This window comes from Gemmata obscuriglobus (assembly GCF_008065095.1).
In the GTDB taxonomy this organism is placed as follows: Bacteria; Planctomycetota; Planctomycetia; order Gemmatales; family Gemmataceae; genus Gemmata; species Gemmata obscuriglobus.
In genome coordinates, this window is sequence record NZ_CP042911.1 from 5,592,027 (window position 1) to 5,605,916 (window position 13,890).

At 70.5% G+C, this 13,890-nt stretch carries 5 protein-coding genes; 1 reads left to right on the forward strand and 4 read right to left on the reverse strand.

The annotated features are described in order from the left end of the window. Positions 1 to 74 precede the first annotated feature (74 nt). The 4 genes from GobsT_RS23455 to GobsT_RS23470 form a co-directional block, all read right to left on the reverse strand. Entirely contained in the window at positions 75 to 1,937 is a 1,863-nt protein-coding gene (locus tag GobsT_RS23455; protein ID WP_010041294.1) for an ABC transporter ATP-binding protein, read from the reverse strand. A 127-nt stretch (positions 1,938 to 2,064) separates the two neighbouring features. Continuing rightward, the gene (locus GobsT_RS23460; RefSeq protein ID WP_010041292.1) at positions 2,065 to 2,262 is read right to left on the reverse strand and encodes a hypothetical protein; all 198 of its coding nucleotides are present in this window, start codon (positions 2,260 to 2,262) and stop codon (positions 2,065 to 2,067) included. 106 nt (positions 2,263 to 2,368) lie between these two features. Then, positions 2,369 to 10,873 carry a GH36-type glycosyl hydrolase domain-containing protein gene (locus tag GobsT_RS23465; protein ID WP_010041290.1) on the reverse strand — a complete coding sequence of 2,835 codons (8,505 nt, stop codon included), beginning with the start codon at positions 10,871 to 10,873 and terminating at the stop codon, positions 2,369 to 2,371. Between the two features lie 132 nt (positions 10,874 to 11,005). Further along, entirely contained in the window at positions 11,006 to 11,419 is a 414-nt protein-coding gene (locus tag GobsT_RS23470; RefSeq protein ID WP_010041287.1) for a cytidine deaminase, read from the reverse strand. Between the two features lie 658 nt (positions 11,420 to 12,077). Between GobsT_RS23470 and GobsT_RS23475 the strand changes: the two genes are divergently transcribed. After that, positions 12,078 to 13,796, forward strand: coding sequence for a chemotaxis protein CheX (locus GobsT_RS23475; protein ID WP_109570906.1), 1,719 nt, complete (start codon positions 12,078 to 12,080; stop codon positions 13,794 to 13,796). Positions 13,797 to 13,890: the final 94 nt, after the last annotated feature.

Consider the following 13,890-nt stretch of genomic DNA (forward strand, 5'->3'; position numbering starts at 1 on the left):
CACCTCCGCCGCCGCGGTGGATGATTTTGTGATGCGCGCCGCCGACCGCATGAACCGTCGGTGGCGCGGCGGTATCACGCCCCTGCGGGCACCGGTGAGTGCATCTCCGTCTTCCCCGACTGCGCCGCGCGGACCAGTTCGGCGAACATGCCGTCCCGCGCGATCAGCTCGTTGTAGGCCCCGGTTTCGACGAGCTGGCCGTCGTCGAACACGAAGATGCGGTCTGCGTCCGCGAACGTGCTGAGCCGGTGTGCGACCATAATCACCGTCCGGTCGCGGGTCGCGGTGCCGATCGCCTGTTGGACCCGGCGCTCGGAAATCGTGTCCAGGGCGCTGGTCGCCTCGTCGAGGACGAGGATCGGCGGGTTCTGGAGGAACACGCGGGCCAGCGCGATCCGCTGCCGCTGCCCGCCCGAGAGGTTCGCCCCGCGCTCCGCCACGGCCGACTTGTACCCGTCGGGCATCGCCGCGATCTCGTCGTGGATGCAGGCCATCTTCGCGGCCCGCACGATGTCTTCCGGCAGGCACCGCTGGCACCCGTAGGTGATGTTCTCCTCGATCGTGCCGCTGAAGATGAACGGGTTCTGGCCGACGTACCCGATCAGGTGGCTGATGGTCTCGCGCGACACCTCTTCGAGCGGGACGCCCATCAGGGACACGCGCCCCTCGCGCGGGTGAAGGAGCCGCATCAGCACCTTCAGCCACGTCGACTTCCCGCACCCCGATTTGCCCGCCACGCCGATCGTCTCGCCGGGGCTAATAGTGAGGTCGATGCCGCGCAGCGCCGGCGCCGGGCGGCCGTCCGAGAGCGTGTAATCGACGCGCAGGTTTTCGACCCGCACCACCGCGACCGTGTCGTCCAGCCGCGGCTCGGTGTGCGTCGGCGTCCGGAACGAGGCGTCCACCGGCAGCGACATCAGCTCCTGCAAGTCGAGCACGCGCAGGCTCGCCTCGTGCCCCTCGTCCAGCACGCGGTGGATCTCGTTCAGCGGGGCCATCGCGCTCAGGTAGAGCATCGAGAACGTGAGGATGTCGCCGAAGCTGATGTGCTTGTTGATCGCGAGGTACGCGGCGAGCGCCAGCACCCCAACGTGGAACAGCCCTTCCACCATCGCCTTACCCGCGCCGAAAAACGACATCGCTACGTGGTGCCTCAGCTCCTTGGACCGCTTCTGCTCGGCGGCCTTCGCGACCCGCCGCAGCTCGTGCGCGTGCGCGTTCGCCACCCGCACGTAATCCAGGCCCCCGAGCAGTTCCACCACCGTGCCGTCCATCTCCTCGTTGACCCGCAGCAGCTTCAGGCGGACCCGCTTCTGCGACATCAGTTGCCACACGGTGAGGCTCATCGAAACCGGGATCACGCCGAGCATCGCCAGCCCGAGCCACGGTTGCTTCCAGATCGCCGTACCGATCGCAAACACGCCCACCACGACCGCCGGGAAGAAATCCAGGAACGAGAGCCGCAAGAGGCGCATGAACCCGCCGACCGACCGGAAGATTTTACCGTGCAGGGCGCCGACCTTTTCGTGCGTCAGCCCCGACAGGTCCGCCTGCATCAGGTGCGAAATCACCTTCACGCTCGTGTGCCGCTCGATCCGGGTGCAGGTGTTTTCCACCAGAAAGCGCCGCAGCACCTGAAGCAGTTCGCGCAGGAACACGAGGATCGCGATCGCGCCCAGAAGGAGGGCGACCGCTTCGAGCACCGCGGCCTTCGGCTCGTCGCCCGTGACGCCCTGTGCCACCCGATCGACAAGGCGCCCCGAGAGGAGCGGCAGCGCCGTGGCGGCGATCCCCCCGACGGCCATCACCGCGACCGCCCCGAGCAGCGCCGCCCGGTGTGACTTCGATAACATCCGCCACGTCTTGCGGGCGGTCTCGAACAGCTCCCGGACCTCGGTACTGAACCGGGCGACGGCAGGGTTCGGTTTGCCAGCCATTGCGATCCTCGATGTGCGCGCCCCGAGCGGCAGTACCCGGAGGCGCGAGAAAAATCACCGCCCCGTGCGGAAGCGGTGATCAGAGCAACGTTCGGAGAGGTGTCGAACGGGGAACGGAGCCCCGGCCCTAGCGCGGGCCGGGTTTGAGCCGGCGCTGGATCTGACTCACCATGAGCGGCGACGCCTTGAGCCGGTTCATCAACTTCTGCTCGACCATCTGCGACGGTGACAGTTCGGCCCGGTAGTCAAGGATCAGCGTTTCCTCTTCTGCGCGGGCGACCTCGGCTTGGGATTGACGGTCGGAAGTCGGTTTGGCGTTGTTCACAGCGTTCCTCACTAAGGTGACCGGAGAGGTCGCACTGCATAAAGCAGATGGCGCGCCAAACAAGTCCAGGAACGCACGATCCTTCAAACTATTCACAATTGCCTAGTCAATTGGCACTTTTTGCCCCAAGGACAACACGAACGGCATGTTCCCGGCCGTCGTCGCGCAGCAGGATCGCGAGTTCGGGAAGTTGCGTGCCGTTCAGCCACACTTCGCGAACTCCGGATTCGACCCGATCAGGGTTTTCGACACGACACCGGTACACCGTCCCGCCGTGTCGGTACTCGATCTCAAACTCACCCCACTCCGACGGAACGCGCGGATCGAACGAGAGCCGGTCGCCGCGTTTGGTGAACCCGAGGATCGTTTCCAGCGCGGCGCGGTAGAGCCAAGACGCAGAGCCGGTGTACCACGTCCACCCGCCGCGCCCGACGTGCGGTGCCACGCCGTACACGTCCGCCGCGACCACATACGGCTCCACCTTGTACAGCTCCACACCCTCAGGGGTTGCGGCGTGCGCGAGCGGGTTCAGCATGTTCCACAGCGCAACCGCTTCGGTCCCCCGCCCGAGGCCGGCCAGCGCCTGAACGAGCCAGATGGCCGCGTGCGTGTACTGCCCGCCGTTCTCGCGGATGCCCGGAACGTACCCCTTGATGTACCCGGGCTCGAGCGTCCCGCGGTCGAACGGCGGCGCGAACAGCTTCACCAGCCGCGCGTCACGGTCTACCAGATGCCCCAGGGCGGCGTTCACCCCGCGCCGGGCGCGGTCGGGGGCGCCCGCGCCGGACAGCACGGCCCAGGACTGCCCGAGCGAGTCGATGCGGCACTCGTCGTTCGCGCGCGCCCCGAGCGGGGTGCCGTCGTCGAACCAGGCGCGCAAGTACCAGTCGCCGTCCCAGGCGTGCTCCTCCACCGCGCCCCGGAGCTGCTCGGCCTCCGCCGCGAGGCGCCGGGCCGTGTCGGGGTCGCCGTGCCCTGCGGCCAGTTCGCCGAACTGCTTCCGCACGAGGATCTGGAACCACGCCACCCACACGCTCTCGCCCGTCCCGCCGGCGCCGACCAGGTTCATGCCGTCGTTCCAGTCGCCGCACCCCATAAGCGGGAGCCCGTGCGGGCCGAGCTTCCAGCCGTGCGCCAGCGCCCGCAGGCAGTGCTCGTAAATCGGCGCGGTCTGCTCGGACACGGACGGCTGGAAGTACTCTTCTTGCTCCTCGGCCTTGAGCGCGGGGCCGCGCAGGAACGGCACCTCCTCGTTCAGGACGGTCGTGTCGTTCGTCACCGCGACGTACTGGGCCACAGCGTACGGGAGCCACAAGAAGTCGTCGGAGAAGCGGGTGCGGACGCCGCGCCCGGTCGGCGGGTGCCACCAGTGCAACACGTCGCCTTCCGGGAACTGGTGCGCGGCGGCCCTCAGGATCTGCTCCCGCGCCTGGGCGGGTTCGGCGTACAGCAGTGCCATCGCGTCCTGAAGTTGGTCGCGGAACCCGTACGCGCCGCCGGACTGGTACAGCGCGGTTCGCCCCCAGAACCGGCACGCCAACACTTGATACGGCAGCCACCCGTTCACCAGCACGTCGAGCCCGGGTTCGGGCGTGCGCACCCGCACCGTTGAAAGCCGGCGCTCCCACGCGGCAACCACCTCGCGCAGCGCCTGCTCCGCCCGCACCGGATCGCGGTACTCGGTCGCAAATTTCGCCGCGGTCGCCGCGTCCACGGCTTGACCGAGTACGAACACGATTTCGGCCGTGCCGTCGGCGGCCAACTCGAACCGCCCCAGGAGGGCGGCGCACGGGTCGAGCGCCGGCCCGGCGAGGTCGCTCAGGCCGACGCGCCGCAGCGCCGCGGGGTGCCCAGGTGAGCGGTTCCGGCCCAGGAACTCGGTCCGGTCGCCGGTCAGCGTGCGGGGCCGCAGGCTCACGTCCGCGAACGCGACCGCCGAACCGAAATCCTCGTTAAAAGCGCACCGAGCCAGGAGGGTGCCGGAGTTCGGATCGACCTCGGTAACGACGTGCGTCGCGGTGTGTTCGCGGTTGGTCCCGAGCACCCAGTCCGCGAACAGCGCGGCCGACAGCCGGCGCGCGCGGCCGGCGCGGTTGGTGACTTTGAGGCGCAACACCTTCACCGGGTCCGCGACCGGCACGAACAGCGTGAGTTCGGTACAGAGCCCGTCGCGGTCGGCGGCGTAGGTCGTGTACCCGTGCCCGTGGCGCGTCTCGGTCGGGCCGCCGCACGGGCGCGGGGTGACGCTCCAGAAGTGCCCGGTCTCCTCGTCGCGCAGGTAAACCACCTCGACCGGCGGATCGGTGACGGGGTCGTTCGCCCACGGCGTGAGGCGGTTCGACTGGCTGTTACCGGCCCACGTCGCTCCCGGCCCGGCGTCGGTCGCAAGGCACCCCACCACCGAATTCGCGATCACGTTGATCCACGGCGCCGGGGGCGTGCCGGTGACGACGTACTCGCGCCCGTCGGGGCTGAACCCGCCCGTGCCGTTGAAGAAGCGAAGGCCCTCTCCGGCGTTGCACTCGGTCACGTTCGGTTCGCCCGCGCGTGTGGGCACCAGGTCCGGGGGCAACTTGCTGCCCCGCGCGACGGCGTCGATCTGGTCCGCGAGGGTGCCGTGGTCGCCGTACAGCACCACCCGCGCGGCGGCCAGGATCAGCGTGCGGTCCTCGCTGCCGGGCTGGACCTTACGAACGAACACCCCGCCCGGGCGGTCGATGACGTCGCGGCTGTCGCTCGCGCGGGCCAGCGCGGCGAGGTCCTGGTACAGCTCCTCGCGGTAGCTCGCCGGGCGGTCGGCGAGCAGCACCAAATCCACCACGAACCCGCGCCCGCGCCAGAACGCGTGCGCCTTGAGCGCCTGCCGCGCCAGGGGCATGCCGTCCCCATCGGACACGCACACGGCGACGATCGGCACATCGCCCGAGATCCCGGACCGCCACAGCCCCGGCTGGCCGAGCCGGTTCTCGCGCAGCGACGCGGCCGAACGCAGCGCGGCGGGCGGGAACAGGACGTGCCCGGCGAGCCGCTGGAACACGTGCGACTCGGCGGCCGTGATGCCCAGGTGCCGCAGTTCGACCCGGCTGTGCGCCCAGGCGAGATCGAACGCGCGGTCGGCGGCGGGCAGCGCGTGGTAGTGGTCCGCCAGCGCCAGGGCCGCCTCGCGGGTGTCGGCCACCGCGGTGACGAACGCCAGCGTCGCCCGCCCGCCCGCGGGGATGCGAACGGTTTTGCGGAGCGCGAACACCGGGTCGAGCACTGACCCCACGGTGCCCGACAGCCGCTTCGTCAGCGCCTCGGGCTCGCCCGGCCCGCGGCGCCGGCCGAGGAACTTCGCGCGGTCCGTTTCGTGCTCGGTGGCGCGGCCCGCGTGCTCGTCGGCGGCCACCAGATGAACCGCAAATACCGGCTTTTGGCTCGGCGCCCGCGGGCGCCGGCGACAAATGAGGGCGTCGTACTGCGGCACCCATTCCGTTTCGAGGAACAGCTTCCCGAACGCCGGGTGCGCGAGGTCGGCGCGCTGGTCGTTCAGCACCACCTCCACAAGGCTGGTGACCTCGAGCGCGCGGGGCCGGGTGTCGTGGTTGACGAGCGTCACCCGGCGCACCTCGGCGTCGTGGTCGGGGGCCACGACCACTTCCGTCTGCGTTTCGATGAACCCGTCGCGGCGCCGCAGCTCGGCCTTGTCCGCCGAGAAAATGACCTCGTAATAATCGGCCGGGGTACACAGCGGCTGGTGCCCGGCGGACCACTCCACGCCCGTCGCCGGGTCGCGCACGTACACGAACGAGCCGTGCGGGTCACGGGTCGGGTCCGCGCGCCACTTGTTCACCGCCAGCCCGCGCCGGGAGCTGAACCCGCCCCCGGCGTTCGTCACGAGAACCGTGTACTGCCCGTTCGAGAGCAACTGGCACCGCGGCGCCGGGGTGGCGGCCGTCGTGAGCCGGCGGCTCACCTCGGACGCGGCCGTGGCCGGGGTCGCTCCCTCCGTCTCGGTGTCCGGGGCGCGCACCTCGGGGGCGTCGAGCGGCACCCGCTCCTGGAGCAGCAGTTCGACCGCCCGCACCGCCGGTTCGGCGTGGAGCCGGCGGCAGTGAACGTCGCCCAGCAGGCGGTTGGTGATCGCGCACAGGCCCATCCCCTGGTGGTGCGCCATGTACGACTTCACCACCCGCCACCGCTCGCCCTTCTTGAGCCGGTCGCGGGTGAAGTCGATCGCCTCGTAAAACCCGTACTCCCCTTCCCCGCCCGCCCCGCGGAGCATCGTGAAGTTGCCGATCGCGGCGGTGGCGTCGACCATCGTCGCCAGAAGGGTCGCGTAGGGCGCGACGACCAGGTCCTTCCCCAGCCCGCGCTTGAGCCCCATCCCGGGCACGCCGAACGACTGGTACTGGTAGTCACCCTCCGCGCTGACGACCGCGAACCCGGACTCCGACACCCCCCACGGGGTGCCGGTCTCCACCCCGTACTCGATGTGGCGCGCGACGGTCGCGTGGTGCGCCACGTCGAGCATCGTTCCCCGCGGCGGCGCGAGGAGCAGCCGCGGCATCAGGTACTCGAACATGGTCCCGCCCCACGAGATCAGCCCCGGCGCGCCGCCGGCGGTCGTGACCAGGCGGCCGAGCTGGAACCAGTGCTTCCGCGGCACCACACCCCGCGCGACCGCGAGGAAGCTCGTGAGCGCGGCCTCCGACGCGAGCAGGTCGTAGTGCGCCGAATCGAGCCGCTCGAGCGGGACGTTGTAACCGATGCTGAAGAGGTGCCGGGACTCGTTGTACAGGAACCCGAAGTCCATCGCGTCCGCGAACCGCTCGGCCCGCCCCGCGGCCTCCTCCAGCCGCGCGACCAGATCGGCCGCGCGTGACCGCCCCAAAGATTCAGACAGCGGCTCCGCAACGGAACGGGACTCCAGTTCGGCCCGCAAAGCGGGTAGCCGTTTCGCCCAGTGCCGCGGGCTGTGCGGGGTGTCGAGTTCGCCGAGTGGAGCCGCGCCCCGTTCGCCGGGCGACAGTGCCCGGAGCACCGGCAGCCACGGGCAGACCGTCTCCAGTTCGGCCCGGAGCGCCTGAATCTGCGCGACCAGTGCCGGCCCCCACGCGCCCGCGCCTTGCAGGTTCGAGAGCGAGCGGGCGAGCTTGTCGGCCCCTTCCAGCCAGTCGGCCCACGCGAGCAAGGAAGCGGGCGCCGTCGCCAGGTGCGTGCGCAACGCGTCGGCCGCGCCGGCGGGCAGGTTTTCCGCCGCCAGGTTCAGCGTGTCGAGCAGCCCGCGCGGGGCCGCCGGCGACGGAACCACCTCATCGGCCTTTGCCCGCAGCCCGTTCTTCACCGCCAGCAAACAGCCGAGCAGGTTCCCGCTATCCACAGTGGACACGTAGTCCGGCGGGAGCGGGCGGAGCGTGGTGGTTTCGTACCAGTTCAGGAAGTGGCCGCGGAACCGGTCCATCCGGTCGAGCGTGTCGAAGGTGTTGGACACGCGTGTCGCGAGTTCGGTCAGCGTTACGTACCCGAGATCGTGCGCGGACAGCGTCGACAGGAGCAACAACCCCTTGTTGGTGGGGGACGTGCGGTGCGCCACCACCCCGCGCGGGTCCTCCTGGTAATTGTCGGGCGGGAGCCAGTTGTCCTCGGCGGTGACGAACGTCTCGAAGAACCGCCACGTCTTACGCCCGGTGCGGCGCAACTCCGCTTCATCCGCCGCCGCCAGCGGGGCCTCGGCGTCCTTCAGCGGCCGACTCACCAGCCACGCGACCACCGGCGACAGCGCCCACGCCACCAGCCACGGCCCCGCGGCCCACAGCGCCCCGGGACTCGTCCACGCGACCAGCGCGGCAAGTCCCACCGCGAGCGCCACCGCCTGCCACATCGACCGAACGAACTGTCGCAGCCCGCTCCCGAGCCGCGCCTCGGCGGCCGCCGCCGTTTCCCACTCGAGCATCTGCCGCCGGGTGACGAGCAGCCGGCGCAGCGTCCGCCCCACGGCGTCGAGCGCGAGCGCCGCTTGGTTCGGCAGGAACACCGCGGCCAGCACCACTTGCCAGAACGTCGCGGGCAGGCTCTGTCGCGCCCCGCGGAGCACCGCCCCGGGCGTCCGGCTCGATACGAAATCGAGCCCCTGGAGAACCAGTTGGAGCAGCAGCGGCACCGCGAGCACCGCGAGCGCCACGAGCGACCACGCCCACGCCGCCCCGGGAAGCACGGTCCAACCCAACGCGAGGAGCGCCACCAGCGCGGCCGGCATCAAGCTGCGCCGGAGGTTGTCGAGCACCTTCCAGCGGCCCAGCAGCGTAAGCACGTTTGGTTTGCGCCCGTCGGCGGTCGGAACGGTGAGCCCGAGCCACGGGAGCAGTTGCCAGTCGCCGCGCACCCACCGGTGCTCGCGCTTCGCGTAGGCGTGGTACTTCGCGGGGAAGTCGTCGAACACCTCCACGTCCGTGACCAGCCCGCACCGGGCGAAGTTCGACTCGATCAGGTCGTGGCTCAGGATGCTGTTCTCCGGGAACGCGTGTCCGGCGGTCGCGTGGAACGCTTCCAGGTCGTACAGCCCCTTCCCGGTGAACGTGCCCCACCCGAACAGGTCCTGGTACACATCCGACGACGCGCTCGAGTACGGGTCGATGCCCGCCGAGCCCGCAAAGATGCGGGCGAACAGCGACCGCAGGCCGGTCTTGTAGAGGAAGCTGACCCGCGGTTGCAAGATCCCGTACCCCGCGACCACCCGGCGCCCGTCGGCGGACAGCACGGGGCGGTTGAGCGGGTGCGCCAGCGTCGCAACGAGCCGCCGGGCGGCGTCGCGCGGCAGCACCGTGTCCGCGTCCAGTGTGAGGACGAACCGGGCCTCAATCGCCGCCGCGTCGCCGGTCTGAACCGTGTAACTGGTGCTCGTGTCCCCCTTCAACAGGCGGTTGAACTCGTCGAGCTTCCCGCGCTTGCGCTCCCACCCCATCCACGCGCCTTCGGACACGTTGAGCTGGCGCTTGCGGTGAAAGAGGAAGAAGACGTCGGCCTTGCCGCGGGCGTGCCGCTCGTTCAGCTTCCGAATCCCGTCGGCCGCGACTTTGACCAGCGCGGCGTCGTTCGGCGTCGTTTCCGTGGGGGCGTCGGCCCAGTCGGTGAGCAGCGCGAACCGGAACTGCGGGTCCGGGTTCGCCAGGTAGTGAAGCTCCAGCCGCTCGCAGAGCGCCGCCGCGCTTTCCGGTTTCGTCAGCATCCCCGGGATGACGACGATGGTGCGCCACTCGGCCGGCACGCCGGAATTGAAATCGAGCTTCGGCAGCACCCGCGGCGGGAGCACCCGGCACACCGCCGCGTTCACCACCGCAACCGCGACCTCGCTCGCGGGAAGCAGGACCGCGAGCCCGACCAGCACGAGCAGCCACACCGACGACGTGACGAGAGCCGTGAGCCCGACGGCGAGAGCGACCAGCGACACCGTTATCAGCGTCAGCCCGCCGAAATACGTCAGATTCGGGCGGTCCGTCAGGAGCGCGCGCCACCGGTCGCGGAACTTGAACCGGCACCCCAGCGCGCGGGCGAACGCGCCCCGCCCCTCCGCAACGAGGTGGTATCCGAGGTGCCGCTCGCGCGGGGAGGCGCCCTGCGCGGCCCGGGCGAGCGCGTGCCGGGCGACGTCCGCCTCGTCGCGCCGGGCCGCCTTGGCGAGTTGCTCCACGGCCTGGCGGTAGCGGTCGCGGGTGGCCGCGTCCTGGTGCCGGTACACGCCCGTCGGCTCGGCGCGGAGCGCCTCCTCGACCAGACTCGCGTGCTCGAAGAACTGCCCCCAGTCGATCGCGTTCAGCAGGCGCAGGCTGGTGACACAGTTCCCGACCGAGACCTGGTTCGCCGCCTGCCGCCGGTGCTCGCGGCGCAGCACCTCGCTCAGGTCGCCGGGCACGTCCGAGATTCCCGGGTTCGTTTCGCTGAGGTCGCGCACGGCCTGGTGCCAGCCGACCAGGAACGCATCGGAACTGCCTTCCGGGAGCGGCCGGTTGGCCCCGGTCTCGGTCCGGCCGACCCATTCGAGCGCCCGCGCCCGCTCGGTGCGGGTGCGGAGCATCTGGTCGGCGAGCCGGCGCAGGTTCTCGATCAGCGCGAGCCGGAGCATGATCGGCACCGCCCACAGTTCGCCGGTGGTGAGCGGAGCGACCTCCTGGTACGCGCGAACGAACCGGAGGAGCTGGCCGTCGTCGAGGTGGCTGTCGGTGTGGGTGACCAGTTCGACCGCGAGCGCGTAGACCCGTGGGTGCCCGCGGTGCGGCCCGTCCGCGGCCACGGGCAGTTCGTCGGCGTACCCGCGCGGGAGGTCGGTGCGCACCTCGCGGAGCACGTCCTCAATGACAAAGAAGTTGTCGAGCAGCCACTCCGCGTCCGGCATGAGCGGCTCGGCGCGGGCGGCCTCGGCCGCGGCGTCCCGCGCGGCGCGGAGCACCGCGGCGTTGTCGCGAAGCCGGGCCAGCAGCGCATGTGAACCCGGGTTCACATGCGCCGGCCCCGCGGCGAGCGAGCGGGCCAGGTCCGCGAGGCGGTCCGGGCCGAACAGGTCGCCGCGAAACGGTTCAGGAGTCGGTACTTGAGGAGAGGGGTCGTGTCGTTTGCTCGATAATGACCGTTCCATGCGCGCGCGATTCTCCCCGTGTCGAGAACTGACCGGGGAGCAAATCGGGTGCCGTGTAATCGATGTGCGAAAGCACCGCGCACGCACCGCGCATGAGCGAACTGGACAACCTGATCGGGTAAACGTGCGCGACTACGAGCCGAGATTACTCGGACCGAAGGCGCCGGGAAGCAGTTCGGCCAGCCGCTGGGTGATGACGCCGGGGCCGTCGCACACGCTCACGACGAGCGCGTTCGGTCCGAACTCGTTGATCACTTGCCGGCACCCCCCGCAAGGGGCCGTGGGCTCGGGCGTGGGCGTGTAGATCACGACCGCCGCAACGTCGGTGCGCCCGCTCCCGACCATCTGAAAGACGGCGTTTCGCTCTGCGCAGATCGTGAGCCCGTAGGACGCGTTCTCGACGTTGCACCCGTCGAAGACGGTCCCGTCGCCGGTGAGAACCGCAGCCCCCACCCGGAACCGGCTGTACGGGGCGTAGGCACGCGCCGCGACGGCCCGGGCGCGACGAATCAGTTCTGCGAGGGTCGAGTCGTCCAGAGGGGTCATACGTTCTCTCGCGTCGTGTTGACCGTTTGGATGCGCCACACTCTCCCTGCACCGGCGCGCCAAACGCCGCAGCCGGGCCGGCGATCAAATCCTGTGTGCGCGGCCTTAGCCAGAAAACGCTGCTGGGCTCACCGGTTGCTTTAACGTGTTAATTTACTAGCGACAGCCAAGGAAAACACAATAGCTTCGAGTTCCAGGTTCTAATTTGGCCCAGTGGCCGCCAAAACGCTCCAACGATTCGTGCCACTCGCAACTCTAATTGAAACTACTGGAATCACCTTCACACGCAGCCGCGGTCCGCCCGGCGCTCCGCCGCCGCAGAATTTTGTTCTCTCCGGATCGGCAAGACTCTGGAACCCGAGGGCCGAATTCGCGCCGGCGCACGAGGGTTCGCTCGCACCTCACGCCCCGCCTGCACCCGGGACCGAAAATGTCGCGCCGGATGCGAGGAGACCGGTGAGTGGCGACAGCTTGTTGTGCGAGCGGAGATTATGAGCCCGCACCGCAAACCGCAGCAATTTGTTAACCCGCGATTCGCGTTTTATGCTCTTAACACCTGCACGCGCCGACGGGGCACAAGCGAACGAGCGCAGCTCGCCGCGCGTAACCGAAGCGCCCCTCTGACGCACCGCCCCAGACATCGACCGAGTACAGACCGATGGTCGCAACACTACCCACCGCCAACACGTTCCCGCCCGCCGTGAGCGAGGCCGTCGAGGGCGCGGCGGCCACCTTCTTCAGCGGTTCGTGCGGGCTGACGCACGTCCCGGACGCGCAGATTGATGACGCCGTCGACCAGGCGGGCATCATGAGCACCATCTCGTTCGTGGGCGACATCCAGTGGGCGTTCGCGCTGGCGTTCCCCGAGGAGGCCGCGGTCGGACTCGCCCGCACGTTCGCCGGGTTCGACATCCCGTTCGACAGCGTGGATATGGGCGACGTGATCGGTGAGATCGTGAACGTGATCGCCGGGGACGTCGTCGGCCGGCTGGCGAAGCAGAAGATCGAGGCCCGGATGTCGCTCCCCACGACGGTGCGTGGGAGCAACGTGTCCATGATGATGCCCACGGACGCGCCCGCCACGCGGTTCGTGTTCTCCGGCCCGGCGGGCACGTGCTGGTTCGACCTGGTCGCGACGCCCAAGCCCCTGGCGGCGCCGGGCCAAGAGGAGAGCCCGGAGGCGGCCACCCGGTGGGGCGGTTCGGACCCGCCCGCGCCGCCCGTGACGCCCGCGCCGGTGGGCACCCTGGCTCCCGCCCCGGCGCCCGCCGCCGCCCCGGCACCTCACGCCGCGCCGGACCCGTCACAGGACGCCTGGGCCGCGGCGATGGCCGAGGCCGAGCGGCAGATGGCCGAGCAGGACGCCCTCGACGCCGCCGCACGCGCCGCCGGTCTGACGGCCGGCCCGGCGGTGCAAACCGTCGTCGTCCAGGGGGGCTCCCGGTTGATGCCGCTGGTGCTGGTGCTGGCCTGCGCCGGGTGGGGCGGGTTGGTCAGCCTCATTGCGGCCGGCGGCCCGCACGGGCCGCCGCCCGAACCCGCGGCCGCGGAGCACGCCGAGGGCGCGGCCGCGCCGAAGGCCCCGACCGCAGAGATCGACGAGCTGATCCGGAGCGACCAGTTCGACGACGCCCTCAAGGCGTGTTTCAAGGCCGCGAAGAAGGACCCCCGACCGAGCGAAACCGCGCTGACGCTCCGCGAGGCCCTGTGCCTCGAGGGCCAGGGCCGCTGGGGCGAGGCCGCCGGGGCGTACCAGCGCGCCGAGGCGGACCCGGACACGGTCACGTCGGTGGTCGCGCTACTCGGCCAGGCCCGGTGCGCCACGCAGGACGGGTCGTACGTGATCGCCCGCGCGCTGACGAACCGCGCGCTGCTGCGGTCCGGCGCCCCCGGCTTCCGCGGCACGGCGGTGCGCAAGGACATTCAACACCTCCAGGCGCGGATCGCGCTGCAGGCGGCCGGCGCGAAGCCGCTGCCCCGGGACGCGAGCGCACGCCCCCTGCTCTCCGCCAGCCCGACCAACGGGCTCGAATGGCTGCCGACGAGCGCGCCCCCCCCCACCCCGACCGGTGACACGTTCGAGGTGCACCGCATCCTCGGCGCGCCGAAAATGCTCCAGGTGAGCGGTAGCCTCTCCCGCCGCCCGGCGCTTGAGGTGCTCAACGCGCTCGCCGCCACCGCCGGCTGGAAGGTGCAGGTGAACAGCGACGCGGCCGCGCAACTGAAGTGGGCGGTCGGCCCGATCGAGATCGACCACCTCACGCTGCCCGAGTTCCTCAACGTCCTCATGGACGGGACCAGCGTCACGTGGGCGACGGACGGGGACACGTTGCGCCTGGCACTGCCGGCACGCAAGGAAGCGGCGCCAAAGAAGTAGTCACGCGCGCCAGCGGCGGGCCGGGCGCGCACCTTAAAACGGTGCGCGCCCGGCCCGCCGCTGGCACGGAGGCGGTCCGCACCCGAAGTGCCCC